This window comes from Thermoactinomyces sp. DSM 45892 (assembly GCF_900107305.1).
Taxonomy (GTDB): Bacteria; Bacillota; Bacilli; order Thermoactinomycetales; family Thermoactinomycetaceae; genus Baia.
In genome coordinates this window covers 1-25,338 of the sequence record NZ_FNPL01000010.1, presented here as the reverse complement: position 1 = coordinate 25,338, position 25,338 = coordinate 1, and the positions used below count along the sequence as shown (strand labels likewise).

General features: G+C 43.7%; 43 protein-coding genes and 1 rRNA gene. 42 read left to right on the top strand and 2 right to left on the bottom strand.

The genetic code is table 11. The features are described from left to right. The first annotated feature begins 23 nt into the window (after positions 1–23). From rplD to BLU58_RS09225, 38 genes are all read left to right on the top strand, one after another. Positions 24–650 carry a 50S ribosomal protein L4 gene (gene rplD / locus BLU58_RS09410; RefSeq protein WP_093291966.1) on the top strand — a complete coding sequence of 209 codons (627 nt, stop codon included), beginning with the start codon at positions 24–26 and terminating at the stop codon, positions 648–650. Beyond that, positions 647–934, top strand: coding sequence for a 50S ribosomal protein L23 (rplW, locus tag BLU58_RS09405; RefSeq protein ID WP_093291965.1), 288 nt, complete (start codon positions 647–649; stop codon positions 932–934). Before rplD ends, rplW begins: the two co-directional genes overlap by 4 nt. A 34-nt stretch (positions 935–968) precedes the next feature. After that, on the top strand, positions 969–1,799 hold the full coding sequence (gene rplB, locus BLU58_RS09400) for a 50S ribosomal protein L2 (RefSeq protein WP_072332812.1): 831 nt from the start codon (positions 969–971) through the stop codon (positions 1,797–1,799). A 42-nt stretch (positions 1,800–1,841) separates the two neighbouring features. Then, complete coding sequence (gene rpsS / locus BLU58_RS09395; RefSeq protein ID WP_072332809.1) at positions 1,842–2,123, top strand: 30S ribosomal protein S19; 282 nt, start codon at positions 1,842–1,844, stop codon at positions 2,121–2,123. A 31-nt stretch (positions 2,124–2,154) separates the two neighbouring features. Continuing rightward, positions 2,155–2,487 carry a 50S ribosomal protein L22 gene (gene rplV, locus BLU58_RS09390; RefSeq protein ID WP_072332806.1) on the top strand — a complete coding sequence of 111 codons (333 nt, stop codon included), beginning with the start codon at positions 2,155–2,157 and terminating at the stop codon, positions 2,485–2,487. A 24-nt stretch (positions 2,488–2,511) separates the two neighbouring features. Continuing rightward, a complete protein-coding gene (rpsC, locus tag BLU58_RS09385; protein ID WP_093291964.1) occupies positions 2,512–3,177 on the top strand; it encodes a 30S ribosomal protein S3 in 666 nt (221 codons plus the stop codon). Positions 3,178–3,180: 3 nt separating this feature from the next. Beyond that, positions 3,181–3,603, top strand: a complete 423-nt coding sequence (rplP, locus tag BLU58_RS09380; RefSeq protein ID WP_072332801.1) for a 50S ribosomal protein L16 — start codon at positions 3,181–3,183, stop codon at positions 3,601–3,603. Next, the gene (gene rpmC, locus BLU58_RS09375) at positions 3,600–3,812 is read left to right on the top strand and encodes a 50S ribosomal protein L29 (protein WP_093291963.1); all 213 of its coding nucleotides are present in this window, start codon (positions 3,600–3,602) and stop codon (positions 3,810–3,812) included. Before rplP ends, rpmC begins: the two co-directional genes overlap by 4 nt. Beyond that, the gene (gene rpsQ / locus BLU58_RS09370) at positions 3,809–4,075 is read left to right on the top strand and encodes a 30S ribosomal protein S17 (protein ID WP_093291962.1); all 267 of its coding nucleotides are present in this window, start codon (positions 3,809–3,811) and stop codon (positions 4,073–4,075) included. The genes rpmC and rpsQ overlap by 4 nt, the downstream gene beginning before the upstream one ends. Positions 4,076–4,114: 39 nt before the next feature. Continuing rightward, on the top strand, positions 4,115–4,483 hold the full coding sequence (gene rplN, locus BLU58_RS09365) for a 50S ribosomal protein L14 (RefSeq protein WP_072332792.1): 369 nt from the start codon (positions 4,115–4,117) through the stop codon (positions 4,481–4,483). Between the two features lie 58 nt (positions 4,484–4,541). Then, positions 4,542–4,898 (top strand): 50S ribosomal protein L24, encoded by a 357-nt coding sequence (gene rplX, locus BLU58_RS09360; protein WP_093292053.1) that lies wholly within the window; start codon positions 4,542–4,544, stop codon positions 4,896–4,898. A gap of 26 nt (positions 4,899–4,924) precedes the next feature. Next, positions 4,925–5,464 (top strand): 50S ribosomal protein L5, encoded by a 540-nt coding sequence (gene rplE / locus BLU58_RS09355; protein WP_072332789.1) that lies wholly within the window; start codon positions 4,925–4,927, stop codon positions 5,462–5,464. 28 nt (positions 5,465–5,492) lie between these two features. Next, entirely contained in the window at positions 5,493–5,678 is a 186-nt protein-coding gene (locus tag BLU58_RS09350; protein WP_072332786.1) for a type Z 30S ribosomal protein S14, read from the top strand. 26 nt (positions 5,679–5,704) lie between these two features. After that, positions 5,705–6,103, top strand: a complete 399-nt coding sequence (gene rpsH, locus BLU58_RS09345; protein ID WP_072332783.1) for a 30S ribosomal protein S8 — start codon at positions 5,705–5,707, stop codon at positions 6,101–6,103. Between the two features lie 31 nt (positions 6,104–6,134). Beyond that, positions 6,135–6,671, top strand: a complete 537-nt coding sequence (gene rplF, locus BLU58_RS09340) for a 50S ribosomal protein L6 (RefSeq protein ID WP_093291961.1) — start codon at positions 6,135–6,137, stop codon at positions 6,669–6,671. A 33-nt stretch (positions 6,672–6,704) separates the two neighbouring features. Further along, positions 6,705–7,064 (top strand): 50S ribosomal protein L18, encoded by a 360-nt coding sequence (gene rplR / locus BLU58_RS09335; protein ID WP_072332777.1) that lies wholly within the window; start codon positions 6,705–6,707, stop codon positions 7,062–7,064. Between the two features lie 47 nt (positions 7,065–7,111). After that, complete coding sequence (gene rpsE, locus BLU58_RS09330) at positions 7,112–7,579, top strand: 30S ribosomal protein S5 (protein ID WP_093292052.1); 468 nt, start codon at positions 7,112–7,114, stop codon at positions 7,577–7,579. Positions 7,580–7,590: 11 nt separating this feature from the next. Further along, the gene (gene rpmD / locus BLU58_RS09325) at positions 7,591–7,779 is read left to right on the top strand and encodes a 50S ribosomal protein L30 (protein ID WP_093291960.1); all 189 of its coding nucleotides are present in this window, start codon (positions 7,591–7,593) and stop codon (positions 7,777–7,779) included. A gap of 31 nt (positions 7,780–7,810) precedes the next feature. Continuing rightward, positions 7,811–8,251 carry a 50S ribosomal protein L15 gene (rplO, locus tag BLU58_RS09320; protein ID WP_072332768.1) on the top strand — a complete coding sequence of 147 codons (441 nt, stop codon included), beginning with the start codon at positions 7,811–7,813 and terminating at the stop codon, positions 8,249–8,251. Position 8,252: 1 nt separating this feature from the next. Beyond that, positions 8,253–9,557 carry a preprotein translocase subunit SecY gene (gene secY, locus BLU58_RS09315; protein WP_093291959.1) on the top strand — a complete coding sequence of 435 codons (1,305 nt, stop codon included), beginning with the start codon at positions 8,253–8,255 and terminating at the stop codon, positions 9,555–9,557. A gap of 111 nt (positions 9,558–9,668) precedes the next feature. Further along, positions 9,669–10,322: an adenylate kinase gene (locus BLU58_RS09310; RefSeq protein WP_093291958.1), complete on the top strand. Its 654-nt coding sequence runs from the start codon at positions 9,669–9,671 to the stop codon at positions 10,320–10,322. Continuing rightward, positions 10,319–11,065 (top strand): type I methionyl aminopeptidase, encoded by a 747-nt coding sequence (gene map, locus BLU58_RS09305; protein WP_093291957.1) that lies wholly within the window; start codon positions 10,319–10,321, stop codon positions 11,063–11,065. Before BLU58_RS09310 ends, map begins: the two co-directional genes overlap by 4 nt. A gap of 11 nt (positions 11,066–11,076) precedes the next feature. Beyond that, positions 11,077–11,391 carry a KOW domain-containing RNA-binding protein gene (locus tag BLU58_RS09300; RefSeq protein WP_093291956.1) on the top strand — a complete coding sequence of 105 codons (315 nt, stop codon included), beginning with the start codon at positions 11,077–11,079 and terminating at the stop codon, positions 11,389–11,391. A gap of 3 nt (positions 11,392–11,394) precedes the next feature. Continuing rightward, complete coding sequence (infA, locus tag BLU58_RS09295) at positions 11,395–11,613, top strand: translation initiation factor IF-1 (RefSeq protein ID WP_072332755.1); 219 nt, start codon at positions 11,395–11,397, stop codon at positions 11,611–11,613. 32 nt (positions 11,614–11,645) lie between these two features. Next, positions 11,646–11,759 carry a 50S ribosomal protein L36 gene (gene rpmJ, locus BLU58_RS09290; protein WP_072332752.1) on the top strand — a complete coding sequence of 38 codons (114 nt, stop codon included), beginning with the start codon at positions 11,646–11,648 and terminating at the stop codon, positions 11,757–11,759. A gap of 20 nt (positions 11,760–11,779) precedes the next feature. Beyond that, positions 11,780–12,148 carry a 30S ribosomal protein S13 gene (rpsM, locus tag BLU58_RS09285; RefSeq protein WP_072332749.1) on the top strand — a complete coding sequence of 123 codons (369 nt, stop codon included), beginning with the start codon at positions 11,780–11,782 and terminating at the stop codon, positions 12,146–12,148. Positions 12,149–12,170: 22 nt separating this feature from the next. Then, a complete protein-coding gene (gene rpsK, locus BLU58_RS09280; protein ID WP_072332746.1) occupies positions 12,171–12,572 on the top strand; it encodes a 30S ribosomal protein S11 in 402 nt (133 codons plus the stop codon). A 231-nt stretch (positions 12,573–12,803) separates the two neighbouring features. Next, positions 12,804–13,757 (top strand): DNA-directed RNA polymerase subunit alpha, encoded by a 954-nt coding sequence (locus tag BLU58_RS09275; RefSeq protein ID WP_072332743.1) that lies wholly within the window; start codon positions 12,804–12,806, stop codon positions 13,755–13,757. A 26-nt stretch (positions 13,758–13,783) separates the two neighbouring features. Next, positions 13,784–14,176: a 50S ribosomal protein L17 gene (gene rplQ / locus BLU58_RS09270; protein WP_072332740.1), complete on the top strand. Its 393-nt coding sequence runs from the start codon at positions 13,784–13,786 to the stop codon at positions 14,174–14,176. A 79-nt stretch (positions 14,177–14,255) separates the two neighbouring features. Continuing rightward, the gene (locus tag BLU58_RS09265) at positions 14,256–15,113 is read left to right on the top strand and encodes an energy-coupling factor transporter ATPase (protein ID WP_093291955.1); all 858 of its coding nucleotides are present in this window, start codon (positions 14,256–14,258) and stop codon (positions 15,111–15,113) included. Next, entirely contained in the window at positions 15,089–15,946 is an 858-nt protein-coding gene (locus tag BLU58_RS09260; protein ID WP_093291954.1) for an energy-coupling factor transporter ATPase, read from the top strand. The genes BLU58_RS09265 and BLU58_RS09260 overlap by 25 nt, the downstream gene beginning before the upstream one ends. Then, positions 15,943–16,737: an energy-coupling factor transporter transmembrane component T family protein gene (locus BLU58_RS09255; protein ID WP_093291953.1), complete on the top strand. Its 795-nt coding sequence runs from the start codon at positions 15,943–15,945 to the stop codon at positions 16,735–16,737. The genes BLU58_RS09260 and BLU58_RS09255 overlap by 4 nt, the downstream gene beginning before the upstream one ends. 7 nt (positions 16,738–16,744) lie before the next feature. Then, positions 16,745–17,494 carry a tRNA pseudouridine(38-40) synthase TruA gene (truA, locus tag BLU58_RS09250; protein WP_093291952.1) on the top strand — a complete coding sequence of 250 codons (750 nt, stop codon included), beginning with the start codon at positions 16,745–16,747 and terminating at the stop codon, positions 17,492–17,494. Positions 17,495–17,716: 222 nt separating this feature from the next. Then, a complete protein-coding gene (gene rplM, locus BLU58_RS09245) occupies positions 17,717–18,154 on the top strand; it encodes a 50S ribosomal protein L13 (protein WP_093291951.1) in 438 nt (145 codons plus the stop codon). A 19-nt stretch (positions 18,155–18,173) separates the two neighbouring features. Then, on the top strand, positions 18,174–18,566 hold the full coding sequence (gene rpsI, locus BLU58_RS09240) for a 30S ribosomal protein S9 (RefSeq protein ID WP_072332725.1): 393 nt from the start codon (positions 18,174–18,176) through the stop codon (positions 18,564–18,566). A 158-nt stretch (positions 18,567–18,724) separates the two neighbouring features. Beyond that, entirely contained in the window at positions 18,725–19,444 is a 720-nt protein-coding gene (locus BLU58_RS09235; RefSeq protein ID WP_093291950.1) for a sulfotransferase family 2 domain-containing protein, read from the top strand. 96 nt (positions 19,445–19,540) lie between these two features. Next, positions 19,541–20,293, top strand: a complete 753-nt coding sequence (cwlD, locus tag BLU58_RS09230) for an N-acetylmuramoyl-L-alanine amidase CwlD (protein ID WP_093291949.1) — start codon at positions 19,541–19,543, stop codon at positions 20,291–20,293. A 154-nt stretch (positions 20,294–20,447) separates the two neighbouring features. After that, positions 20,448–21,542 (top strand): P-loop NTPase, encoded by a 1,095-nt coding sequence (locus BLU58_RS09225; protein ID WP_093291948.1) that lies wholly within the window; start codon positions 20,448–20,450, stop codon positions 21,540–21,542. Positions 21,543–21,610: 68 nt separating this feature from the next. Here BLU58_RS09225 and gerD read toward each other — a convergent pair whose 3' ends face one another. Continuing rightward, positions 21,611–22,234 (bottom strand): spore germination lipoprotein GerD, encoded by a 624-nt coding sequence (gerD, locus tag BLU58_RS09220; protein WP_143123761.1) that lies wholly within the window; start codon positions 22,232–22,234, stop codon positions 21,611–21,613. Between the two features lie 151 nt (positions 22,235–22,385). On the opposite strand from gerD, the gene BLU58_RS09215 reads away from it, so the two are divergent. Continuing rightward, a complete protein-coding gene (locus BLU58_RS09215) occupies positions 22,386–23,021 on the top strand; it encodes a KinB-signaling pathway activation protein (RefSeq protein ID WP_176786589.1) in 636 nt (211 codons plus the stop codon). 15 nt (positions 23,022–23,036) lie between these two features. Here BLU58_RS09215 and pdaB read toward each other — a convergent pair whose 3' ends face one another. Further along, positions 23,037–23,813, bottom strand: a complete 777-nt coding sequence (gene pdaB / locus BLU58_RS09210) for a polysaccharide deacetylase family sporulation protein PdaB (protein ID WP_093291945.1) — start codon at positions 23,811–23,813, stop codon at positions 23,037–23,039. An 89-nt stretch (positions 23,814–23,902) separates the two neighbouring features. On the opposite strand from pdaB, the gene BLU58_RS09205 reads away from it, so the two are divergent. The 3 genes from BLU58_RS09205 to BLU58_RS09195 form a co-directional block, all read left to right on the top strand. Then, the gene (locus tag BLU58_RS09205) at positions 23,903–24,511 is read left to right on the top strand and encodes a stage II sporulation protein M (RefSeq protein ID WP_176786588.1); all 609 of its coding nucleotides are present in this window, start codon (positions 23,903–23,905) and stop codon (positions 24,509–24,511) included. A gap of 15 nt (positions 24,512–24,526) precedes the next feature. Beyond that, complete coding sequence (locus tag BLU58_RS09200) at positions 24,527–24,946, top strand: OsmC family protein (protein ID WP_093291943.1); 420 nt, start codon at positions 24,527–24,529, stop codon at positions 24,944–24,946. A gap of 294 nt (positions 24,947–25,240) precedes the next feature. Next, positions 25,241–25,338 (top strand): 16S ribosomal RNA (locus BLU58_RS09195); the annotation flags it as partial.

The window sequence follows — 25,338 nt, the reverse complement described above, 5'->3', positions numbered from 1 at the left end:
GAGCAAAGAAAGGAGGACATAACATGCCTAAATTGACTGTATTAGATGTGCATGGTAAGGAAGTGGGCGAGATCGAACTAGCGGATGCGGTGTTCGGAATCACTCCAAACCAACACGTACTACATGATGCAGTTGTTATGCAACAAGCATCCCAGCGTCGTGGTACCCATGCGGTAAAAGGACGTTCTGAAGTTCGTGGTGGTGGTCGTAAGCCATACAAACAAAAAGGTACTGGTAATGCTCGTCAAGGAAGCATTCGCTCCCCACAATGGGTTGGCGGTGGTACAGTCTTTGGACCGGTTCCACGTAGCTATGCTTACAAATTGCCAAAGAAAGTACGTCGTCTAGCGATCAAGTCTGCTCTTTCTTCCAAAGTATTGGATAACGAAGTAGTAGTGCTAGATGCGTTAGCTCTTGAAGCTGCGAAAACTCGCGAGCTAGTACAAGTGCTAAAAAATCTTGGCATGGCGAAAAAGACTTTGATCGTATTAGACGATTTAGAGGAGAAAGCAGCTCTTGCTGCACGTAACATTCCAGGTGTGAAATTGATCGTAGCTGATGGTGTTAACGTGCTCGACGTCCTCTACCATGATAAAGTGATTTTCACTCGTGGTGCTGTAAATCGTGTTGAGGAGGTGTTTGGCCAGTGAAGGATCCACGCGATATCATCCGTCGCCCAGTAGTAACAGAAGCTTCTACTGAGATGATGGAACAAGGTAAATACGTTTTCGAAGTAGACGTACGTGCGAACAAAGTAGAAGTGAAAAAAGCGGTTGAAAGTATTTTCGGCGTAAAAGTAGCTTCTGTGAATACACATCGTCTTCTAGGAAAACAAAAGCGTCATGGTCGTTATACAGGTCGGACGCCAGAACGTAAGAAAGCAATCGTTACACTTGCTGAAGGTAGCAAAGCGATTGAAATCTTCCAAGCTTAATTACACATTTGATTAAAAAAGGAGGGAAATCGAAGTGGGTATTAAACAATACAGACCAACGACTCCATCACGTCGTCATATGACCAGCTCTACTTTTGAAGAGATTACTACTAGCACTCCTGAGAAGTCGCTATTACAACCTCTAAATAAGAAAGCAGGTCGTAACAACCAAGGTAAAATTACGGTACGTCACCAAGGCGGTGGCCATAAACGTAAATACCGTGTGATCGACTTTAAACGTAATAAAGATGGTATCGTAGGAAAAGTGGCAACGGTCGAATACGATCCAAACCGCTCTGCGAACATCGCACTCATTCATTACGTTGATGGTGAAAAACGTTACATCCTAGCTCCGAACGGTCTGAAAGTAGGGCAAGAGATTATCTCCGGTCCTGAATCAGACATCAAGCCAGGTAACGCTCTTCCACTTCGCAACATCCCAGTAGGTACAGTGATCCATAACATCGAGCTAAAACCAGGCCGTGGTGGACAACTTGTACGTGCTGCAGGTACTAGTGCACAGCTTCTTGGTAAAGAAGGTCGCTATGCAATCATTCGTCTTGTATCCGGTGAAACTCGCATGATTCTTCTTGAGTGCCGCGCGACAATCGGTCAAGTCGGTAACTTGGATCATGAATTGATCAACATCGGGAAAGCAGGTCGTTCTCGTTGGTTAGGTAAACGCCCAACTGTACGTGGATCTGTAATGAACCCTGTAGATCACCCACACGGTGGTGGTGAGGGACGTGCACCAATCGGTCGTAAGTCTCCTGTTACTCCTTGGGGTAAACCAACTCTTGGTTATAAGACTCGTAAGAAAAACAAAGCGTCTGACAAGTACATCGTACGTCGTCGCAAGAAGTAATAAAAACTATTATCTAGCCTCACTCGAAGGGAGGTTTCAGCTATGGGCCGCAGCCTGAAAAAAGGACCCTTTGCAGATGATCACTTAATCAAGAAAGTGGTTGAGCTGAACGAAAAAGGCGAAAAGCGTATTGTCAAAACTTGGTCTCGTCGTTCTACCATCTTCCCAGACTTCGTTGGTCATACCATTGCAGTTCACGATGGACGCAAACATGTTCCTGTATACGTAACGGAAGATATGGTTGGTCATAAACTTGGTGAGTTTGCCCCAACCCGTACCTACAAAGGTCATGGTAACGATGATAAGAAGACGAAACGTCGGTAGATGATCGATTCGCGAGAGAGGAGGTCAACGCATGCAAGCAAAAGCGATTGCGCGTAACATTCGAATTGCACCACGTAAAGTTCGTTTGGTAATTGATTTGATTCGCGGTAAGTCTGTAGAAGAGGCTTTCGCAGTCCTTCAGTTTACCCACCGTGCTGCCTCGCCGGTCATCGAGAAGGTGTTAAAGTCTGCTGTTGCGAATGCAGAGCATAACTACAACATGGATGCAAACAACCTCGTTGTAGAAACAGCTTTCGTTGATGAAGGGCCAACGTTGAAACGCTACATGCCTCGTGCAATGGGCCGTGCAAGCCGAATTAACAAACGTTCAAGCCACATTACTGTGGTTGTAAAAGAAAAATAATCTCTAAATAAGGAGGGATAAGCTATGGGTCAAAAGGTGAATCCAATTGGACTTCGCGTCGGTGTCATTCGTGACTGGGAATCCAAATGGTTCGGCGGAAAAGACTTCGCAGATCTACTTCATGAAGACTTAAAAATTCGTGACTTTGTGAAAAAGCGTCTGAAAGATGCAGCCGTTTCTAAAGTAGAAATCGAACGTGCAGCGAATCGTGTGAACATCACTGTTCATACCGCGAAACCAGGTATGGTAATTGGTAAAGGCGGTACAGAAGTAGACGCACTTCGTAATGCTCTTGTGAAACTAACAGGCAAAAAAGTACACATTAACATTCACGAAATTAAACACCCTGAGCTTGATGCAAATCTAGTTGCTGAAAGTATTGCTCAACAATTAGAGCGTCGTGTTTCATTCCGTCGTGCTATGAAACAATCAATCGGTCGTACACTACGTGTTGGTGCGAAAGGTGTTCGTACCCTAGTAAGCGGTCGTTTGGGTGGAGCAGATATCGCTCGTAGCGAAGGTTATAGCGAAGGTACTGTACCACTCCATACACTACGTGCTGACATTGACTACGGTTTTGCTGAAGCAGATACGACTTACGGTAAAATCGGGGTTAAAGTTTGGATCTATCGTGGTGAAGTTCTCCCAACAAAAAACACTCCAAAGGGAGAAGTGGAAGGAGGCAAATAAGCGATGCTATTACCAAAACGCGTAAAATATCGTCGCCCACACCGTGGTAAGATGCGCGGTAAAGCAAAAGGCGGTACGGAAGTAGCATTCGGCGAATATGGTTTGCAAGCTCTTGAGCCATCTTGGATCACTAACCGCCAGATTGAGGCAGCGCGTCGTGCGATGACTCGTTATATGAAGCGTGGTGGGCAAGTTTGGATCAAGATCTTCCCAGATAAGCCAGTTACTCAAAAGCCTCTAGAGGTACGGATGGGTAGCGGTAAAGGTTCCCCGGAAAAATGGGTAGCGGTTGTAAAACCTGGGAAAATCATGTTCGAAGTTGCTGGTGTACCTGAAGATGTAGCTCGTGAAGCTATGCGCCTAGCTGCGATGAAACTACCAATTAAAACGAAATTTGTGAAACGTGAAGCGGGGGGTAACGAATGAAAGCGAAAGAGCTATTAGAGTTGACCACCGCCGAAATCGAGCAAAAGCTTGCTGAGTTCAAAGAAGAACTGTTCAACCTTCGTTTCCAGTCCGCTACTGGACAATTGGAAAACCCAAGTCGTTTGGGCCAAGTTCGCAAGGACATTGCTCGTTGCAAAACGGCTCTCCGTGAGCGCGAACTAGGAATCGAAAGGAGGACACAGGGATGAGCGAACGCACAACACGCCGTAAAGTTCGAATCGGCAAAGTGGTAAGCGATAAAATGGATAAAACCATCGTCGTTTCTGTAGAAACCTACAAACGTGACTCCAAATATGGAAAGCGTGTTAAATTTACCAAGAAATTTAAAGCTCATGATGAAGAGAACACAGCAAAAGCTGGAGATCTCGTGAAAATCATGGAAACTCGTCCGTTGTCTAAGGACAAACGTTGGCGCTTGGTGGAAATCGTAGAAGAAGCGGTTATCATCTAATGATTGACACGTAAAGAGTAGCGGGAAGGAGGGAAACTCATGCTTCAAAACCTATCTCGTCTTCGTGTAGCAGATAATTCCGGCGCGAAGGAAGTAATGGTCATCCGTGTGTTGGGTGGTTCTAATAAAGCCACTGCTGGGATCGGCGATCTCGTCGTTGCATCCGTGAAACAAGCAACACCCGGTGGCGTTGTCAAGAAAGGTGATGTAGTGAGATGTGTAGTCGTGCGTACGAAACGTCCTGTACGTCGTCCAGATGGCTCCTATATTCGCTTTGATGAAAATGCCGCAGTTGTGATCAAGGAAGATAAGAGCCCACGTGGTACCCGTATTTTCGGACCAGTGGCTCGCGAACTTCGTGATCGTGATTTCATGAAGATCATCTCCCTAGCGCCAGAAGTTCTCTAATTGATCGGATCAAATATATGACTTCTGAATGAAGGAGGTGCCGATTGTGAGCGCAAAAATGCACATCAAAAAAGGTGATACTGTACTGGTTATGCGTGGGAAAGAAGCTCCAACTTTCGATGCAGCTGGTAAAAAAGTATTCACTAAAGGTCGTGTAATCAAGGTTCTTGCTAAAGAAGGTCGTGTGGTTGTGGAAGGCGTAAACATGGTAAAACGCCATAGCCGTCCAACACAGGCGAACCCTCAAGGTGGCATTATTGAGAAAGAAGCACCTATTCATGTTTCTAACTTGATGATCGAAGACCCGAAAACGAAACAACCAACACGCATTGGTTATAAATTCGTTGATGGCAAGAACGGCGAACAAAAGAAAGTTCGTTATGCAAAAAAATCAGGTGAAATTCTAGATAAGTAATTCTTCGCATGAAAGGAGGTACCCAGATGGCTCGCTTAAAAGAACTTTATTTGAATGAGGTAGCTCCGTCGCTGCAGAAAAAGTTTGGTTACAAATCTGTAATGCAGCTACCTAAAGTCGAAAAAGTTGTAATCAACATGGGTGTTGGTGAAGCCGTTCAAAACTCTAAAGTATTGGACAATGCAGTGGAAGACCTTACCTTGATTGCTGGTCAAAAACCAGTTATCACCAAAGCGAAAAAATCCATTGCTGGTTTCAAACTCCGTGAAGGTATGCCAATTGGTGTGAAAGTAACCTTACGCGGTGAGCGTATGTACCACTTCTTAGATAGATTGGTAAACGTTGCGCTACCACGTGTTCGTGATTTTCGCGGTGTTTCCGCAAAATCGTTTGATGGACGCGGTAACTACACGCTCGGTTTGAAAGAACAGTTGATCTTTCCAGAGATCTCTTATGATAAAGTTGATAAAGTTCGTGGGATGGACGTAGTCATTGTTACGACTGCTAAGTCTGACGAAGAAGCTCGTGAACTACTTACTGCTATGGGTATGCCATTCCGTAAGTAGAAATCCTAATGCTAAAGGAGGGAATCCGTTGGCCAAGAAGTCGATGATCGTGAAGAATCAACGTACGCCAAAGTTTAAAGTTCAAGGCTATACTCGCTGTGAGCGCTGTGGTCGTCCGCATTCTGTATACCGTAAGTTCCGTCTCTGTCGTATTTGCTTCCGTGAACTGGCCTACAAAGGGCAGATTCCCGGCGTGAAAAAAGCTAGCTGGTAATTGTTTGAGGAAGGAGGGTTCTCACAATGGTGATGACAGATCCAATTGCAGATATGTTAACACGTATTCGTAACGCAAACATGGTTCGCCATGAAAGCTTGGAAGTTCCTGCTTCTCGCATGAAACGTGAGATTGCTGAGATCTTGAAGCGTGAAGGTTTCATCCGCGACGCTGAGTACGTTGAGGATTCGAAACAAGGCGTGTTACGTATTTTCTTGAAATATGGCTCAAGTAACGAAAAAGTTATTTCTGGTCTAAAACGTATCTCGAAACCAGGATTGCGTGTATACGCAAAATCTACTGAGATCCCACGCGTTCTTCGTGGACTCGGGATTGCAATTATTTCTACCAACAAAGGTGTAATGACTGATAAAGAAGCTCGTCAACAAAACGTTGGTGGCGAAGTTCTTGCATACATCTGGTAATTTTCTTATAGAAGATCGGAGGTGACTTCGAATGTCTCGTATTGGTAAAAAACCGATTGTGATTCCAGCGGGTGTGGAATTCAAGCAAGAGGGTAACGTTGTGACTGTAAAAGGTCCAAAAGGAACCCTTACACGCGAATTCAATCCAGACATCACGATCACCGTTGAGGATAATCAACTAACAGTAAACCGTCCTAGTGACCACCGTACACACCGTGCGCTTCATGGTACAACTCGTAGCTTGCTTGCGAACATGGTTGAAGGTGTGGCGAACGGATTCACAAAAACCTTGGAACTCGTAGGTGTTGGTTATCGTGCTTCTAAAAAAGGCAACAACGTTGTACTAAACGTTGGCTACTCTCATCCAGTAGAGGTTGAGCCTTTAGCAGGAATCGAGTTCGACGTTCCTTCTCAAACACAAGTGATCGTCAAAGGGATTGACAAGCAAGTGGTTGGAGAAATGGCGGCAAACATTCGCTCGAAACGTGAACCTGAACCGTACAAAGGTAAAGGGATCAAGTACAGCGATGAAGTGGTTCGTCGTAAAGAAGGTAAAACTGGTAAGTAATAAATTTGCTAGTTGAAGGGAGTGAACTAGACCGTGATTCAAAAGCCGGAGCGCAATAAAGGTCGTAAGAAACGTCATTTACGCGTACGTAAAAGAGTTTTTGGCACGGCTGTGCGTCCTCGCCTTAATGTTTTCCGTTCATCGAAAAACATCTACGCCCAGTTGATTGATGATCAAACTGGCGTAACAGTGATCGCAGCATCTTCCTTAGATAAAGATTTCGAAGGAAAAGGAACTACCGTTGATGCTGCACATGCTGTAGGTGAATTGATCGCAAAACGTGCAATCGAGAAGGGTTATAAATCTGTTGTATTCGACCGTGGTGGTTACATCTATCATGGACGTGTGCAAGCACTGGCTGAAGGAGCTAGGAAAGGAGGTCTAGACTTTTGAGCAGACAAGACAGACCACGCAAAAAGGATGCAGTTCAATCCGAGTTTGTGGAAAAAGTGGTTAACATTAACCGCGTATCCAAAGTTGTTAAGGGTGGACGTCGTTTTAGCTTTAGCGCACTCGTAGTAGTGGGTGATGGCAAAGGACGTGTTGGTGTCGGCATCGGTAAAGCTGCTGAAGTACCAGAAGCGATCCGCAAAGGTGTAGATGATGCAAAAAAGAATCTGATCTCTATTCCATTGCAAGGTAGCACCATTCCTCACGATATCATTGGTCGCTTTGGCGCTGGTAGCGTTATTCTAAAACCAGCTTCCAAAGGTACTGGTGTAATCGCGGGTGGTCCAGTTCGTGACGTACTAGCCGTAGCTGGTGTGGGAGATATCCTCACAAAGTCTACGGGTTCCAATAACCCAATTAACATGGTTCGCGCAACCCTCGCAGGTCTTGCAGGACTAAAACGCCCTCAAGATGTTGCTAAATTGCGTGGAAAAACAGTAGAAGAGTTGTTAGGATAGGAGGGATCACCGTGGCAAAGAAACTAGCGATTACCTTTACAGGTAGCATGATCGGACGTCCGGAATCCCAACGTGTTACCCTGCGGACACTCGGCTTCACCAAACGTGAACAAACGATTGTCCACAATGACAATCCTGCGATCCGTGGTATGATTAATAAAGTGAGCCACTTGGTTGAAGTGAAAGAAATTAACGAGTAATAGTAGGACATGTTGAAGAGGAGGTGCGAAGATGAAACTACATGAGTTAAAACCAGCTGAAGGCTCTCGTCATACGAGAAAGCGTGTAGGTCGTGGTACAGGTTCTGGCTTAGGTAAAACCTCTGGTCGTGGACATAAAGGACAAAACGCTCGTTCGGGCGGTGGTGTTCGTCCTGGATTTGAAGGGGGCCAAAACCCAATCTATCGTCGTCTGCCAAAACGAGGCTTTACCTCTCCAAATCGTGTAGAGTATGCAGTTGTCAACTTAGACACTTTGAATCGCTTTGAAGATGGTACTGTAGTAACCCCAGAGCTTTTAGTAGAGACGGGTGTTGTGAAAAACCTAAAAGCAGGCGTAAAAGTTCTTGCGAATGGCGAACTAACGAAAAAGCTTACCATTAAAGCTCATAAGTTCTCCCAAAGCGCACAAGAAAAAATTACCGCCGCTGGTGGAGCGACGGAGGTAATCTAATATGTTTACAACCCTAGGCAACATTTTTAAGGTGGAAGATCTTCGTCGTCGTATTTTGTTCACGTTGTTGTTGCTTGTTGTCTTCCGTATCGGAAGCTATATTCCTGTTCCTAATACGGATGCAAGTGCATTACAGGAATACCTAAAGACACAAGGAGGAGGAGTCTTCGGACTTATCAATACCTTCTCGGGTAACTCTTTGCATAACTTTTCGATCTTTGCGATGGGGATTATGCCGTATATCACTGCTTCGATTATTGTGCAACTTTTGACGATGGATGTGATTCCTGCCTTTGCTCGTTGGGCTAAAGAGGGAGAGACGGGACGACGTAAGATTGCACAAGTAACTCGTTATTTTACGATTGCTCTGGGCATTATCCAATCCATCGGGTTGTCTATCGGGTTTGGTCGTGCTGCCAAAGCATTCATTATAGGCGAGGGTTTTTGGACCTATGCGTCGATTTCTTTGACGCTTACAGCAGGAACGGCTTTCTTAATGTGGCTAGGTGAGCAAATTACGGACAAAGGAATCGGGAATGGTATTTCCATTATCATCTTTGCCGGGATTGCTGCCGGGATTCCCGGAGTTGGCTCGCAAGTATGGACAACATTCTTTGCGGGTAAAGCTGATATGACGATGGGAATCCTTAAGCTTGCTGGGATTCTACTGGTTGTATTAGTAGTGATTGTCGGGATTATCTACATTCAGCAGGGCGTACGGAAAATTACGATTAACTACACCAAGCGTGTGGTAGGTCGTAAGATGTATGGAGGTCAGTCCACACATATTCCGTTTAAAGTAAATGCTGCGGGTGTGATTCCTGTCATTTTCGCAGTATCTTTGCTTATGTTCCCTCCAACGATCGCTAGATTTTGGGAGGGTAACGCAATTGCGAATTGGGTTATCCAACATTTCGACTATACCAGTTCCACATTAGGCATGATCCTATATGTTCTGTTGATTCTTGGATTTACGTATTTCTATACGTTTGTTCAGATGAATCCGATTCAGCTTTCCGATCAGTTAAAGAAGAACGGTGGTTTTATCCCGGGTGTACGCCCAGGGAAAGCGACTACTTCTTACTTAACCCGGATTATGAATCGTCTTACCTTGACAGGAGCACTTTTCTTAGCGGCTGTCGCAATTCTACCAGTCATTTTTATCAAGCTAGCTGGTTTACCAACTTCTGTACAAATAGGTGGTACTTCGCTCTTGATCGTGATTGGTGTAGTGCTTGAAGTGATGAAGACGATCGAAGCTCAACTCGTAAAACGTCATTACAAAGGTTTCATGTCTTCCAAGTAACATGAGTATTGCCCCGGTAAGAAATCTCCGGGGACTCGTGTGCGCTTGGGACTTACAATTTTTAACTTTTCATTGCGGACCGCCCGCAGAATTCACCGGGAGGTAAGACGCTTGAATATTATCTTGATGGGTATGCCCGGTGCAGGAAAAGGTACACAAGCTGCGAAGATGATAGAGCAGTTGAATATACCACATATCTCAACTGGTGATATGTTTCGTGCAGCTGTGAAAGAACAAACGCCTCTAGGATTAGAAGCTAAATCGTTTATGGATCAAGGGCAATTGGTTCCTGACCGTGTAACGATTGGAATTGTTCGTGAGCGCCTGGCAAAAGATGATTGTGCGAAAGGCTTCTTGTTAGATGGTTTCCCGAGAACGGTACCTCAGGCAGAAGCATTGGATCAGTTATTAGTTGATTTGAATCGCGAATTAGATCACGTTATCTACATCGATGTAGCGATGGATGAGCTTTTACGCCGCCTCACAGGTCGTTGGATTTGTCGTGATTGTGGTGCTACCTACCACGCTGTGTTTGCTCCTCCTGAAAAGGAAGGTGTTTGCGATCATTGTGGTGGAGAGCTATACCAACGCGAGGATGATCGTGCAGAAACGGTTATGAACCGTCTAAAGGTCAACTTTGAACAAACAAATCATTTACTTGCTTATTACGAGTCAACTGGCAAGCTGGAGCGTGTAAACGGAACACTGCCAATTGATCATGTAAGTAAGGATATCTTGTCTGTGGTTCGAGGAACAGAGTTATGATCACGGTTAAGTCGTTAACTGAGATCGAACGTATGAGGCAAGCCGGTAAAATTGTTTATCTAACTCATCAAGAGTTAAAAAAATGGATTGAGCCGGGCATCACGACAAGAGAGATTGATCACGTTGCAGAGAAGTTTATCAGAAGTTTGGGAGCCACCCCTTCTTTCAAGGGATATAACGGTTTTCCAGGAAGTGTATGTACTTCCGTAAACGATGAGCTCGTGCACGGTATCCCGAGCAAGCGTAAACTGTTAAATCGGGATATTATCTCTATCGATATTGGTGCTTATTACGAAGGCTTTCATGGTGATTCTGCGTGGACCTATCCAGTAGGAACCGTAACACCTGAAGCAGAGCGTTTACTTGCCGTCACTGAACAATCGTTGTATGCTGGTTTAGCGGTATGTAAACCAGGAATTCGGTTGGGTGATGTATCTCATGCGATTCAATCTGTTGCTGAGGCAGCGGGATTTTCGATTGTGGAGGAGTACGCTGGACATGGGATCGGTCGTGAGCTTCATGAAGCTCCTTCTGTTCTAAACTTCGGTGAACCTGGAAAAGGCAGACGTCTTTCTAAAGGGATGACCTTAGCAATCGAACCGATGGTGAATGCGGGAAGCCGCTTTGTTCGTACATTAGATGACCAGTGGACAGTTGTAACCACAGACGGTTCTCGATGTGCTCATTTCGAGCACACTATCGCGATTACGGATGATGGCTATGAGATACTTACCACAGCGTAAGGTGAAGGGTGATGGATGTGACGGGTGTTGACAGTCGTATACGTGTTGGTCAGATCGTTCAAGTGAAAACAGGACGAGAAGCTGGTGCTTACGCGGTTGTCATCGGCTTGGAAGAACCTCACTTTGTATGGTTAGCGGATGGTAAAAAGCGATTGGCTGAGAAGCCTAAGCGAAAAAACCAGAAGCATGTACAACCAACCATTCAGGTGGCGCAAGAGGTAATTAGTAGCTTGCAGGTTACAGGTCGTGTCACCAATGCACTGTTGCGGTACGCCCTGAACCAATACCTGCTCCAAATACGTTCTAAAGAACAGAAAGGAGTGTGAGTCATGGCCAAGGAAGATGTAATTGAGGTGGAAGGAATCGTAGTTGAATCCCTACCTAACGCAATGTTTAAAGTGGAGTTGGAGAATCGTCATACAGTACTCGCGACTGTATCAGGAAAGATTCGCATGCATTTTATCCGAATTCTTCCGGGGGATAAAGTGACGGTTCAACTCTCTCCATACGACTTAACCCGCGGACGGATTACTTATCGTTATAAGTAACCTTTCGGGAACGAGAAGGAGGTAAACCGGTAATGAAAGTACGTCCATCGGTGAAGCCCATTTGCGAAAAATGTAAAGTCATCCGCCGCAAAGGGGTAGTAATGGTAATCTGTGAAAATCCAAAACACAAACAAAAACAAGGTTAACAGAAAGGGAGGTGTAGCGTATGGCACGTATTGCAGGTATTGACTTGCCACGTGAAAAACGCGTTGAGATCGCCCTAACCTATATCTATGGTATTGGTCGCTCTCAATCTAAAAAAATTATTTCTGAGACTGGTGTAAACCCAGATACTCGTGTCCGTGACTTAACGGAGGAAGAAGTAAACAAACTTCGTACTCACATTGACAAGACTCTTACAATCGAAGGGGATCTACGTCGTGAAATTTCCCTCAACATCAAACGTTTGATGGAGATTGCTTCCTATCGTGGAATTCGTCACCGTAGAGGCTTGCCAGTTCGTGGTCAAAAAACGAAAACGAATGCACGTACCCGTAAGGGACCACGTCGTACTGTTGCGAACAAGAAAAAATAATTAGATAAGGAGGGACTTACCAATGGCACCAAAACGTAAAGGCGCGAACCAACGCGTGAAGCGCCGTGTAAAAAAACATGTTGAGTCTGGCGTTGTACACATTCGTTCTACTTTTAACAACACTATCATCACCATTACCGATCCACGTGGTAACTCGATTGCTTGGGCATCTGCAGGTACTATGGGCTTCAAAGGTAGCCGTAAAAGTACACCTTTCGCAGCGCAAATGGCAGCAGAAGTGGCAGCAAAGACCGCTATGGAAAACGGTATGAAGACCGTTGAAGTAATGGTAAAAGGACCTGGTTCCGGTCGTGAAGCAGCAATCCGTTCTCTTCAAGCAGTAGGGTTAGAAGTTAGCTTAATTAAAGATGTGACACCAATCCCTCACAATGGCTGTCGTCCGCCGAAACGTCGTCGTGTATAATGCGTTGACAAGATAACTTTAGGGTTTATCTTAGAGCCAGATTGTGTATACTGGATAGGACTGGAAATTATTTTCAGCACTCTTACTTATGCACATGTAGTTGCACGGGCACGTTAGAGTAGGATGACACGTCTTCTCAAACGTGTGATTGGCGTTGTTAAACGATGAACGAGCCTATGTAACCTGATAGATCCAGAACTACGACGTTCTGAAGGAGGGTTTGTGAGCCGTATGATTGAAATTGAAAAGCCAAAGATCGAAGCTGTTGAGATAAGCGAAGATCATCGATATGGGAAGTTTGTGGTAGAACCTTTAGAGCGAGGATACGGTACTACCCTAGGAAACTCATTGCGCCGTGTACTGCTCTCCTCATTGCCAGGAGCAGCTGTTACAGCGATCCAAATCGATGGTGTATTACATGAGTTCTCTACAATTCCTGGTGTAGTCGAGGATACAACAGAACTAATTCTCAACTTGAAAAAGCTCGCCCTCAAAATTCATTCCGACGAACAAAAAACGCTAGAGATTGATATTGATGGCGGAACGGATGGTTATGAGATTCTTGCTGGTGATATTCGAGCTGATAGTGATGTGGAGGTTTTGAATCCAAATCTACACATTGCTACGCTTGAATCGGGAGCACATCTTCACATTCGTATGACAGCGAATCGTGGACGAGGATATGTGGCCGCTGACAAGAATAAAAACGAAGATCAGGCAATTGGTGTGATTCCAATTGACTCTATCTATACTCCAATTGAACGTGTAAACTATCAAATTGAGAATACACGTGTTGGACAAGTTACTAACTATGACAAGCTGACATTAGAAGTTTGGTCAAATGGTAGCTTAAAACCTGATGAAGCTGTTAGCCTTGGTGCAAAAATTCTCAACGATCACATTATGCTTTTTGTCGGTTTGACCGAAGAAGCAAAAGATGCTGAGATTATGGTTGAAAAAGAAGAAGATAAGAAAGAAAAAGTGATGGAGATGACCATCGAAGAACTTGATCTTTCCGTTCGTTCTTATAACTGTCTAAAGCGCGCTGGAATTAATTCAGTCCAAGAGCTTACACAAAAATCAGAAGAAGATATGATGAAAGTCCGTAACCTCGGACGTAAGTCCTTAGAAGAGGTACAAGAAAAGCTTGCTGAGCTTGGTCTTGGCTTGCGCAACGAAGATTAATCCGCTTTTAGGGGGAGGGAAAATAGATGGCATACTCTAAATTAGGTCGCAATAGTTCAGCTCGTAAGGCTCTTTTCCGTGACCTCGTAACCGATCTAATCCTCAACGAACGTATCCAAACGACTGAATCCAAAGCGAAAGAAGTTCGCTCCATTGCTGAGAAATTGATCACTTTGGGTAAACGCGGTGACTTACATGCTCGCCGCCAAGCAGCCGCATTCGTTCGTACTGAGCGTTCTTATACCGAAAAAGATGGCGAAGAATTAACCCATCATAAGAATGTAGATGCAGTAAAAAAATTGTTTGATGAAGTTGCGCCACGCTATGCAGAGCGTAATGGTGGCTATACTCGCATTTTGAAAATTGGACCTCGTCGTGGTGACGGAGCTCCTATGGTATTCCTTGAACTTGTAAAATAAACTGCTTGCTATGTTGAAAGGGTGAGGGCAGGATCTAACCGGTCCTGACGTTTACCCTTTTTTCTTTAGGTGGGAATATATGAAGCACTTAAAATCTCTCATAGAACTATCTGGTGTATGGTTTGATTATCATCCAGATCGCCAAATGAAGGAGCAGTGGGCTCTACAAGACATAAATCTTACGATTCAATCAGGTGAGTATGTAGTTGTAATGGGGCCAAATGGCTCTGGTAAATCCACGTTTGCTCGCTTATTAAATGGGTTATTTATCCCCACAGAAGGCGAAGTTCGAGTGGGGGATTTTTCTACTTCGAACGACCTTGGACGGTTTCATATTCGTAGAAAAGTAGGAATGGTCTTTCAAAATCCAGACAATCAAATTGTAGCGACAACGGTACGTGACGATGTTGCGTTTGGACTTGAAAATCTAGGTGTTCCAAGAGAAGAGATGATTCCTCGTATAAAACGCTCTCTGGAAGAGGTTGGATTAGTTGGTTTTGAAAATCGTGAACCAGCCCATCTTTCAGGTGGTCAAAAGCAACGCCTTGCGATTGCTGGTGTGTTTGCGATGAATCCAGAAGTGATTGTATTTGATGAATCTACCTCTATGCTTGACCCACAAGGCCGACAAGAAGTACGAGAGCTGATGAAAGAGCTTCATCAGCAGGGTCGGACCGTGATTCATATTACTCATTCTGCGCAAGAAGCTTTTCTAGCAGAACGAGTCATTGTGATTGCTCATCATCGTCTACAGTTAGATTGTCCATCTAGGGATTTATATAACCAATCTAATTTGTTAGAGCGTTGGGGGTTAGAAGTTCCTCTTCCGATTCGATTACGTGCATTGCTGAAGGAGCGGGGAGTGGAACTGAACGAACCGATTGGAAATTCAGATGAAATGGTGGATCAGATATGGAGATATCTTTCAAAGACGTAACCTACACCTATTTCACTGGGACTCCGTTCGAACACCGAGCACTTCAAGATATAAATGTGCAATTTAAGCAAGGTACCTATGTTGCGGTGATTGGTAAGACGGGTTCAGGCAAATCTACGTTGGTTCAACTTCTGGCGGGTTTGCTCCTCCCTACGAGAGGTGTTTTACAGGTAGGAGATACTCGAATTCACTCTCGCTCTAAGAAACTGGGGGAGTATCGCAAAAGAGTTGGCGTTGTTTTTCAATATCCAGAGCATCAGCTCTTTGAAGAAACAGTGGCTAAGGATATCGCCTTTGGGCCGAATAACCTTGGTTGTGATGTAGCTGAAATCGAACATCGGGTGACGGAAGCGATGGTGTGGATGGGTCTGTCTCCTGATTTAAGGGATCGATCACCGTTTGAGTTATCGGGTGGTCAAATGAGACGAGTGGCGATTGCCGGAGTACTTGCTATGCGTCCGGACATCTTGATTCTGGACGAACCTACTGCGGGATTAGACCACCTAGGACAGAGAGATCTGCTGTCTATTCTAAAGAGATTTCATCAGCACTTTGGATGTACAGTGGTTCATGTTACACACAATATGAATGAAGCTGCCGAACTGGCTGAACAGGTCGTGCTCATGAGTGATGGAAAAGTGATTGCTACTGGGAGACCGGTTGAAATCTTTCGGAATCTGCCATATCTACAAGTGAGCGGACTAGATGTTCCAGATGTGACGAAGTGGATTATGTCGTTAAATGAGAAGTTATCTACACCGATCTCAACCGAGATTTATGAGTTGTCTACACTTGCTGATGAACTCGTCCATCGTTGGAGGAAAGGCTCATGAACTCTGTTGTCATTGGACAGTACATACCGATAGACTCTTGGCTACATCGACTCGATCCGCGTGCAAAATGCATCTATGTCTTCTGTATGTTGATTTTGATTTTCTTCGCTAACAATGTAGAAAGCTATACTCTTTTACTTTTCGTTGGATTAATCGGAGTGGTTCTCTCTCGAGTTTCACCCCTTCTTTTCTTGCGTTCGATGAAATTGATTATCTGGATGATTTTGTTTACAACCCTTTTTCACCTGATTTTTACGCAGAGTGGAAAGATTGTTTTTCAAACACCGATTCTTACGATTTATGAAGAAGGAATTCGTCAGGCCGCTATTATTTCGGTTCGTTTTATCTTATTAATGGTTTTCGCATCTTTGTTAATGTTTACTACTTCACCGATTGACTTGACGGATGGATTGGAGTCGCTTCTTTCGCCTCTTCGCAGGTGGAAGTTTCCTGTTCATGAGTTTGCGATGATGATGTCGATTGCCTTGCGTTTTATTCCTACACTATGGGCAGAGACGGATAAGATTATCAAAGCACAAAAGGCGCGTGGGGCGGACTTTGAAAGCGGAAACCTATACCGTCGTGTGAAGGCGTATATTCCTGTTTTAATCCCACTTATGATCTCGTCTTTTCGGCGGGCAGAAGATCTGGCAACTGCGATGGAGGCAAGGGGCTATGTGGGTGGTGTAGGCCGTACGAAGTTGCGGATACTTTCCATAAGCCGCTCAGACATTCTCTTGATAGTAAGCTTTGCTATTGTGGCAACTGCCCTTTTTTGGATGAGAAGGTAGGACAATCATGAAGAAGATTCAATTAATCATCTCATATGATGGCACTGATTTTGCAGGATATCAGCGTCAACCGGAGCAAAGAACCGTACAAGGAACGCTCGAAGAAGCATTGAAACGCTTAACCGGGGAAGAGATTCACATTCATGGTTCGGGGCGCACAGATGCAGGTGTTCATGCTTTAGGACAGGTGTGCCACTTTGAAACGGCTTCACCTATTCCGGGAGAGAAATACGCGTATATATTACGTAAGATGCTTCCTCGGGATTTGGTGATCCGTTTTAGCCAAGAAGTGTCGATAGACTTTCACTCGCGAAAAAGTGCGTATTGGAAAACGTATCGCTATAGCATTGATACCAATCGTGTACCCAATGTATTTATGAGACGCTTCCAAACGCATGATCCTATACCACTTGATCCGTTTTTGATGCAAGAAGCAGCGAATTATCTAGTGGGAACCCATGTGTTTACTTCGTTGTGTTCGACTAAAACGGTTGTCCCAGATCATAGGCGTACTATTTATCGTTGCAACATTCGCGGGGATCAAGGTATTGTGTCCATTGAAGTATCGGGGAGTGGATTTCTTTACAACATGGTCCGGATTATTGCAGGTACATTGGTTGAAGTGGGTAGAGGGGAGCGAGATCCTCATTCTATCCCTGCATTATTAAGAGCTTGTGATCGAAGACTTGCAGGCCCTACCTATCCACCTGAAGGACTTACATTAGTTGAAGTAGGCTATGCACCTCTAGAAGTTTAAGCTCTTAACTTGACATTTTTTCATAAGTGGTATATGATTACGCTTGGTATTTTCCACTCCACGCCCCGGTGGAATTAGTTCGGCGCAAACAAAAAGATTGTTCTTTTTACTCGTCGTTCCGCCCATCCTTCCGCTTCAAAGGATGAGCGAAATTTGAATGGATATCATTGAATAGGGCCGGCTTAGCCGTAGTCCATTGCACATAGAGGAGGGAAATATACGATGCGTACAACATTTATCGCAAAGCCACATCAAGTGGAACGTAAATGGTATGTGGTAGATGCTCAAGGTAAAACACTTGGTCGTCTAGCTACTGAAGTTGCTACTCTACTTCGTGGTAAACATAAACCTGAGTTTACCCCGCATGTGGACACAGGTGATTTCGTAATCGTAATCAATGCTTCCGGTATCGAACTTACCGGTAACAAACTAAACAAAAAGATCTACTACCGTCATTCTGGTCATCCAGGCGGATTGAAGCAAACAGTAGCAGCTGATCTTCGTGCAACTCGTCCAGAGCGCATGATCGAACTAGCAGTAAAAGGTATGCTTCCAAAAGGTAGCCTAGGTCGTCAACAATTGAAAAAACTAAAAGTATATGCAGGAACCGAACATCCTCATCAGGCACAATCGCCAGTTGAGTATGAACTACGCGGTTAATAAAAAGGAGGTACCGATTTTGGCACAAGTTCAGTTTTATGGAACCGGTCGCCGTAAGGAGTCGGTTGCCCGTGTACGTCTCGTTGCTGGCGATGGCCGCATCGTGGTAAACGGTCGTGACTTGGACACTTACTTCGGACTTGAAACTTTGAAAGCGATCGTTCGTCAACCACTTGTATTGACAGATACTCTTGGACGTTATGACGTACTTGTTAATGTAGGTGGCGGTGGTTTTACCGGACAAGCAGGTGCAATCCGTCACGGAATCGCACGCGCACTTCTAAAAGTAGATGCAGAGCTTCGTCCTGCACTGAAAAAAGCTGGTTTCTTAACTCGTGACCCACGTATGAAAGAGCGTAAAAAATACGGTCTTAAAGCAGCTCGTCGTGCTCCACAGTTCTCTAAACGGTAATAGCTGTTTCATAATAGTCTCCAATCATGTAGATGGTTGGGGGCTTTTATTTGTCTTTGGGCATATATTCTTCAACTAGGGAGTAATAGTGGAATGATAGGTGATATTTCGTTTTGGAATCATTTGACTATGACTATTTAAAGTGAGGTTGATAGTTGATGTATGGACCTTTATATCATGAAGATCTACCTATTATCCTATTTTGGAGTCCTAAGGCAGGGTGTACGAGTTTAAACAAATGGTTTTTCTTTCAGATAGGGTTGTTAGATGAAGCAATCTCGTATAATCCGTGGATTCATCACTTTCGAATTAAGTATATGGGGCAAGAGAACTACGCTATATGGACTAAGCACATTCGAGAAGGAACTAAGAAAGTATATAAACTTGTACGTAATCCTTACACAAGAGCGGTAAGTTCTTTTGTTTATTACTTAGAAAATCCCTCTACATTAAAGGCACCTAATCCGTGTAGTTTTAAAGACTTTCTCCTTCATATGAAGCAATATCGAGAGAAAAATATGGGGTTGGATCGCCATTTAGCGCCCCAGTATTATCCTTTTGAGCAAAGAATGAACATAGAGTATATTTATTTGGAAAAATTCGAAAGCGAAATACGAACCATAGAAAGTAAATATGGTTTATTACACTCTCCACTAGAGGATCTTTGCCGATCGAAGCATCATAGGAATCCTGTAGAAGTTGAAAGAAGTGTGGCAGTTAAAATGTTTTCGTTTTCTGATCTGAAGACTCAAATGCCTAGCTATCAAAGCTTTTATACGGAAGAGACTGCCGACTTGGTGCAACAAATATATAAATTGGATTTTGAAAAATACAACTATTCGTTTGAATTGCCGTTTGTGATGATTGCTGATGCATAGTAGTGGGATTCCATTAGATGTTTCTTTCATTCCTTTCATAGCCTGTACTAAGGAAGCATACACATTAGTAATATAGCTGTGTATGGAGGCGCTTGCATGATACTATTTAAATCTCTTTATCGCACAATCAGTACCTTTCGTTGGCGAAGAATATATTGGATTCCTCTGATGGGAGTGATCTTATTTACTTGTAGCTTTATGATTGAGCCCATTCGGAGCACTTGGATATCACAGAATGAACCGATGTTTGGAAAAGTAATTGCTATTGATGCAGGTCATGGGGGAGTAGATGGAGGAGCGGTTAGCCCTTCGGGGGTCATCGAGAAAGATATCACACTGAAGATCGCTTCTTATCTACAACAACTCCTTGGACAAGCTGGGGCACAGGTTGTGATGACGAGAGAAACAGATACAGACCTTGCAAGTCCTGATACTCAGAAAATCTCACGCCGTAAAGCAGAAGACTTATCTAATCGGATTCGCTTGGTCCGCGAGAGTGGAGCAGAGCTTTTTATCAGCATCCACCTTAACTCGATGGCAAAAGGACCGTGGAGGGGTGCCCAAACTTTTTATAATCCGATTAAGGAAGAGAATAAACGTCTTGCTTCCCTCATTCAATCTGAAATCATTCGTACCATTGCAAATACAGATCGCCTGCCTAAGGCTAAAAATGATGTATTTCTCATGAAGTATTCACCTGTACCCATGTCCTTAGTGGAAGTAGGGTTCTTATCTAATCATGAAGAAGCTAAGTTACTAGCTACAGAAGCTTATCAAAAACAAGTTGCTTCAGCGATTTATTATGGTATGCTTGCCTACTACGATGGAAAGGAAGTTAAATCGCAGTAACTTACTAGTAGAATGTGAAGAAAGAACAGTTTTGATCTTCAGTATGCTATAATCAATCTGGATATGTTGAGGAAAAAAGATGAGGATGAGCTTGTTCTCATCCTCATTCAACATACCTGAATATTAGTATATAACTCCGAGGTGTGTTTAAAATATGCTAACGACTGAAAGCATTATGGAAGCTTTACGGGAGGTAAAAGATCCCGAGCTTAATAAAAGTCTTGTAAGTTTGAATATGATTCGCAATATCCAGATACAGGGTCACGATGTTTCGTTAGATGTGATTCTAACCATCCGAGGGTGTCCATTAAAAATAAAGATTCAGGAAGACGTGGAAAATGCAATCCGGCAATTAGGTGCAGAACGTGTGACGGTCACATTTGGAGCCATGACAGATGAAGAGAGGGCAGCACTATCTGCTTCCTTACGTGCAGAGCAACACGCAAGTCGTGGAAATGCTACTACGCAAGGCGGAAAGGCGCCCTCTGCACCAGGCATTCCCCAAACGAACTACATTGCGATTGCTTCAGGAAAGGGTGGCGTAGGAAAGTCTACTGTAACGGTTAACTTGGCAGTTGCTTTAGCACGTTTAGGTAAAAAAGTCGGGATTATTGATGCCGATATCTACGGATTTAGCGTGCCAGATATGATGGGGATTGAACAACGACCCACCGTTATCGATGAAGTGATTCTCCCTGTAGAACGGTATGGGGTCAAAGTGATATCGATGGGATTCTTTGTAGAGGATAATGCCCCTGTTGTGTGGCGTGGTCCTATCTTAGGTAAGATGTTGCGTAACTTCCTTCATGAAGTACATTGGGGGGAATTAGATTATCTGCTACTCGATCTACCACCTGGCACGGGAGATATTGCTCTCGACGTTCACCAAATGATTCCCCAGAGTAAAGAGATTATCGTAACCACTCCGCATGCTACAGCAGCATTTGTGGCAGCTCGTGCTGGTGCGATGGCACTTAGTACGACTAAGCACGAGATTCTCGGCGTAGTGGAGAACATGTCTTGGTATACAGATCGAAACGGTGATAAAGAGTATGTGTTTGGCCGTGGAGGCGGGGAAAAGCTTGCGGAATCATTAAATGTAGAGCTGCTTTGCCAAATTCCTCTAGGAGCCCCGGGTAATGTATTAGAAGACCCAGAGTACTCACCGTCTGTTTATTCGTCCAATCATCCAACAGGGAAAGTGTATGATGAGCTAGCGCGAAAAGTGACTCAAGCTGTTAAAACATAAGTTTACAGTCTGAAACCAGTCCTAAGCGGGACTGGTTTCGCCTTTGATAGAGTTGTTTATTCGAGTGATTATGGTGCTGGTGAGTTACTAGTTTCATCTCCTGAACTACTGCCTGATTCGGATTCACTACCTTGATCTGATGAAGACTGTTGCTTTCCTTTTTTAGAGATTTCTTGAATCAATTTCATCAGTTGTTGTTGAAAACTTGGAGACTTTAGTGCTTCTTCGATGAGTTTCATGGTTTCTTTTCGGTTTTCTTGACTTTTCATCAACTGAAGGATTGTCTTCGAGAACTCTGGATCTTTGAGAAGATCCATCATCGATTTTTGATACTCAGGATCTTTCATCAAGGCTTTAAATAGATTTTTCATTTCTTTCTCAGTCGCTTTGGCGAAGCTATTCGCAATATCAGGCTTTGTTAGTAACTTACCCAGCCCTTCTTGTGCTTTAGGATCTGTCATTACCTTAGACATAGCCTTCTCTACTTCTTGTGAATTGACAACGATCTGCTCTTTAAATTCAGGATCGGTCATCATTTTCTGCAATGCTTGCTTCCCTTCTTGAGTTTGAAGGACATCTAATACAATTCCTTTCGTCTTTTGATAGTCCACAGACTCCGATTCTTTTTGGGAACCACAAGAAGTTACCAATAACATGATTGCGATAAGTGAAATGATACGTATGAGAGCCATAATTTCATACCCCGTTTCAGTTTGCCTATGTACCTATAGTATGTTGTTTGTGATTTTTCTTTATCCATCCAAACAAAGGAAGTTCATTCATAGCCAACGAAGACCAACTTTGTTACAATCGGTTCAGTTAGATATCAGGGAGCGAAACGACATGACACTAAAAAGTTTATTTAAATGGTATTTTTCCACACTTCTCATTGGTGCAAGTGTTACGTGTATACTCGGTTTGGTTTCATATTGGATTACAGGGAGTTCGCTATTTGGACCGGTTAATCTCCTACTCCTTACAGGACTTCTTCTTCCCTCTATTACTCAGCTCGGTTTCTTTTCTTATCTCGTCTTTAACTGGCTTAGTATGGGCTTAGTACGTAATCAAAAAACCTTTAATACTATCCAAGTGTTTTTCTTGCTCGTTGTATTTGGATGTGTAGTCTACTTAAATGTCAATAAATATAATGGTACAGACTTATGGATGCATTTATCGATTCCGATCATATTATTTGTAGTTAGTGTAATCATTGGAAAACAAAAAGTGCGCTTTACACAGAAGGCAGCCTTTATTCCAACCCTCTTCTTTATGTTTACCGTAACCATGTTAGAAGCCATTCCGACTATGAACATCAAGGGTGGGGAAGCGCCTGTTTTATCCATTACATCTACTGTTTTCGTCTTGGTGACCTGTAATGCATGGCAAATTTTAAATCTCCAGCGCTGGACTCGTGCCAGAAAAGAAGAGAAATCGGATGAGACTCCATCGTCGGTAACGAAACAGAAAAAAAAGAGCTAGACCAAATCGTCTAGCTTACTGAACTGGCTTCACTTTTTGTTGTGTGCTGGATACTAATTCAGAGACAGTGACAAATTCGTATCCCTTGCTTCTCAATTGATCAATGATTTGAGGTAGTGCTTCATGTGTTTGTCGGCAGGAATCGCTTGCGTGAAGGAGGATTATATCACCGGGATGTGCTTTGGTTACGACGCGATCTACAATGGCTTTAACACCAGGATTCATCCAATCTCTAGAGTCGGTATCCCACTGAATCGAAGTGTATCCAAGGCTTTGAGCTACCTTTAATACACGCTTGTCAAAATCCCCGTTTGGATAGCGAATCAAGTTCATCTTTTTACCCGTTACTTTATTTAAAATCGTATCGGATGTTGTAATTTGTTTTCGAATTTGGTCTTCAGAGAGTTGACTGTAATTATCGTGCTTATGCCCATGGCTGCCAATCTCGAATTTTAGCTCATCTCCAATTTTCTTCACTAAATCGGGATGGGTCTCTGCCCAAGGGGAAGAAAGGAAAAAGGTTGCTTTCTTAACCCCCTTTTTCTGAAGTACATCTAAGATAGGAGCGGTACGTTCCTCACCCCAGCTTATATCAAAGGTTAATGCAACTACCTTCTTATCCGTTTTTACACTGTAGATGGCAGATGGCTCCTTATCGGGGGCTTTTTTGGAAAAAAAGACTGGCAAATCCTTCGCTTCGGCATAATAAACACCAATACCGAAGATGCAAACCAGTGCTAATAGAAAAATGCGCTTTATTTTCTTGCCAGATAAAACCATAAAATAGTTCATTTGACACCCTCCATTCATTTAGAAACCTGTCCTAGTGGTAGTGTATGTGTGGGGGACAAGAGATATGATATATGGGAGGTGAAATTAAATTGAAACGACTCTGGTATGCCTTGCAAGCAGAAAAAAGGCTTATCCTGATTGTCACAGCCCTATTTCTGGTTTCTGCGCTTATGGGCAGTGTGAATACGGAACAGTGGCGGAAGCTTTTCGATCAACTTCAGATTTTTGATCACTTTGAGAAAATGATTCAGGGCTTAGGAGCAAACCCCAGTTGGTTTAAAGTTAGTAAAGAAATCTTCATCAATAATCTTACAGCTTGTTTGATGCTAATAGGAATGGGTGCATTATTAGGAATCCCAACGATTTCAAGCCTGATGACAAACGGACTATTGTTAGGATATATCAATACCGTCTCTAGCCAAGAGACAGGAATCTCAGGCTGGAGCTTATTCTTTACGAAGATTGTGCCCCATGGAGTCTTTGAATTACCGGCTATTTTTCTTGCAGCTGCTTTAGGACTACGAATTGGAATCTCTGTGTTTTCGTCAGTCGTTTCACTATTTAAATCAGCCAATCGGATTCAGTCCAAGATGGCATGGAAAGAGATCTGGCAGCGTTTTCCTGTATTGCTGGGGTTTATTGTCCTATTACTGCTCGTAGCGGCTAGCATCGAAGGGCTGTTGATCACTTCTGTATAAAAAGGAGAAGAAATCATGAAGATCGATATACAATGGCAGGGGAAAATGGAATTTAAGACGGACACTCCATCCGGGCATCATATTACGATGGATGCATCTTCTGACGTAGGTGGAGAGAACTTAGGGCCTCGCCCGACAGAAATGTTGCTGTCTGCTGTCGGGACTTGTTCGGGAATTGATATTGTAGACATACTGACGAAAATGCGTCTAGAAGTACAATCTTTCTCGATGGAGGTAAGCGGGGAGCGTGCAAATGAGTTTCCCAAGAAGTTTACTAATGTCCATATGCACTATTGCTTAACGGGTGATCTTCCGATTGAGAAGGTGAGACGAGCTGTTCAGCTATCTGTTGAGAAGTATTGTACTGTATCCAGCTCTCTGTCTGCCCATATTACGGCTAGTTTTGAGGTGAATGGCGAACGTTTTACTATGTAATCGTCTTTAAATTTGTTTGATTTTGAAGGTAGAAACGGAATCCTAATGAACCCCTTTATCTTTTTTATAAAAATGATGTTGACTCGGTAAGTTTGTCTGTGCTATATTATTACATGTCGCCGCGATACGGTGGCACAAACAAATAAGCAAGTGTTCCTTGAAAACTAAAGAGTGAATGAACCAAGACCTGTTAATTACTTTAAATCGAGCTAATTAAACTCGGAAATTCGAACGGCTGTGCCGTCGAACTAAGAGAATGCTAAGCGCGCGGATAACGCGTACTAAACATTCTCTTTAACGGAGAGTTTGATCCTGGCTCAGGACGAACGCTGGCGGCGTGCCTAATACATGCAAGTCGAGCGAGGAGCTTTTAGCTCCTAGCGGCGAACGGG

Bases quoted from the DNA above. Each gene is read 5' to 3' on its own strand.
- cwlD (WP_093291949.1), top strand. From the start codon at position 19,541: ATGATACTATTTAAATCTCTTTATCGCACAATCAGTACCTTTCGTTGG.
- BLU58_RS09235 (WP_093291950.1), top strand. From the start codon at position 18,725: ATGTATGGACCTTTATATCATGAAGATCTACCTATTATCCTATTTTGG.
- rplM (WP_093291951.1), top strand. From the start codon at position 17,717: ATGCGTACAACATTTATCGCAAAGCCACATCAAGTGGAACGTAAATGG.
- rplD (WP_093291966.1), top strand. From the start codon at position 24: ATGCCTAAATTGACTGTATTAGATGTGCATGGTAAGGAAGTGGGCGAG.
- rpmC (WP_093291963.1), top strand. From the start codon at position 3,600: ATGAAAGCGAAAGAGCTATTAGAGTTGACCACCGCCGAAATCGAGCAA.
- rpmJ (WP_072332752.1), top strand. From the start codon at position 11,646: ATGAAAGTACGTCCATCGGTGAAGCCCATTTGCGAAAAATGTAAAGTC.
- rpsH (WP_072332783.1), top strand. From the start codon at position 5,705: ATGGTGATGACAGATCCAATTGCAGATATGTTAACACGTATTCGTAAC.
- rplQ (WP_072332740.1), top strand. From the start codon at position 13,784: ATGGCATACTCTAAATTAGGTCGCAATAGTTCAGCTCGTAAGGCTCTT.
- rplE (WP_072332789.1), top strand. From the start codon at position 4,925: ATGGCTCGCTTAAAAGAACTTTATTTGAATGAGGTAGCTCCGTCGCTG.
- rpsM (WP_072332749.1), top strand. From the start codon at position 11,780: ATGGCACGTATTGCAGGTATTGACTTGCCACGTGAAAAACGCGTTGAG.
- rplN (WP_072332792.1), top strand. From the start codon at position 4,115: ATGCTTCAAAACCTATCTCGTCTTCGTGTAGCAGATAATTCCGGCGCG.
- rplO (WP_072332768.1), top strand. From the start codon at position 7,811: ATGAAACTACATGAGTTAAAACCAGCTGAAGGCTCTCGTCATACGAGA.
- rplF (WP_093291961.1), top strand. From the start codon at position 6,135: ATGTCTCGTATTGGTAAAAAACCGATTGTGATTCCAGCGGGTGTGGAA.
- rpsQ (WP_093291962.1), top strand. From the start codon at position 3,809: ATGAGCGAACGCACAACACGCCGTAAAGTTCGAATCGGCAAAGTGGTA.
- rpsS (WP_072332809.1), top strand. From the start codon at position 1,842: ATGGGCCGCAGCCTGAAAAAAGGACCCTTTGCAGATGATCACTTAATC.
- rplX (WP_093292053.1), top strand. From the start codon at position 4,542: ATGCACATCAAAAAAGGTGATACTGTACTGGTTATGCGTGGGAAAGAA.
- BLU58_RS09300 (WP_093291956.1), top strand. From the start codon at position 11,077: ATGGATGTGACGGGTGTTGACAGTCGTATACGTGTTGGTCAGATCGTT.
- rpsK (WP_072332746.1), top strand. From the start codon at position 12,171: ATGGCACCAAAACGTAAAGGCGCGAACCAACGCGTGAAGCGCCGTGTA.
- BLU58_RS09265 (WP_093291955.1), top strand. From the start codon at position 14,256: ATGAAGCACTTAAAATCTCTCATAGAACTATCTGGTGTATGGTTTGAT.
- BLU58_RS09260 (WP_093291954.1), top strand. From the start codon at position 15,089: ATGGAGATATCTTTCAAAGACGTAACCTACACCTATTTCACTGGGACT.
- rplP (WP_072332801.1), top strand. From the start codon at position 3,181: ATGCTATTACCAAAACGCGTAAAATATCGTCGCCCACACCGTGGTAAG.
- pdaB (WP_093291945.1), bottom strand. From the start codon at position 23,813: ATGAACTATTTTATGGTTTTATCTGGCAAGAAAATAAAGCGCATTTTT.
- infA (WP_072332755.1), top strand. From the start codon at position 11,395: ATGGCCAAGGAAGATGTAATTGAGGTGGAAGGAATCGTAGTTGAATCC.
- secY (WP_093291959.1), top strand. From the start codon at position 8,253: ATGTTTACAACCCTAGGCAACATTTTTAAGGTGGAAGATCTTCGTCGT.
- BLU58_RS09255 (WP_093291953.1), top strand. From the start codon at position 15,943: ATGAACTCTGTTGTCATTGGACAGTACATACCGATAGACTCTTGGCTA.
- map (WP_093291957.1), top strand. From the start codon at position 10,319: ATGATCACGGTTAAGTCGTTAACTGAGATCGAACGTATGAGGCAAGCC.
- rplV (WP_072332806.1), top strand. From the start codon at position 2,155: ATGCAAGCAAAAGCGATTGCGCGTAACATTCGAATTGCACCACGTAAA.
- gerD (WP_143123761.1), bottom strand. From the start codon at position 22,234: ATGGCTCTCATACGTATCATTTCACTTATCGCAATCATGTTATTGGTA.
- BLU58_RS09200 (WP_093291943.1), top strand. From the start codon at position 24,527: ATGAAGATCGATATACAATGGCAGGGGAAAATGGAATTTAAGACGGAC.
- BLU58_RS09275 (WP_072332743.1), top strand. From the start codon at position 12,804: ATGATTGAAATTGAAAAGCCAAAGATCGAAGCTGTTGAGATAAGCGAA.
- rpsC (WP_093291964.1), top strand. From the start codon at position 2,512: ATGGGTCAAAAGGTGAATCCAATTGGACTTCGCGTCGGTGTCATTCGT.
- BLU58_RS09215 (WP_176786589.1), top strand. From the start codon at position 22,386: ATGACACTAAAAAGTTTATTTAAATGGTATTTTTCCACACTTCTCATT.
- BLU58_RS09225 (WP_093291948.1), top strand. From the start codon at position 20,448: ATGCTAACGACTGAAAGCATTATGGAAGCTTTACGGGAGGTAAAAGAT.
- truA (WP_093291952.1), top strand. From the start codon at position 16,745: ATGAAGAAGATTCAATTAATCATCTCATATGATGGCACTGATTTTGCA.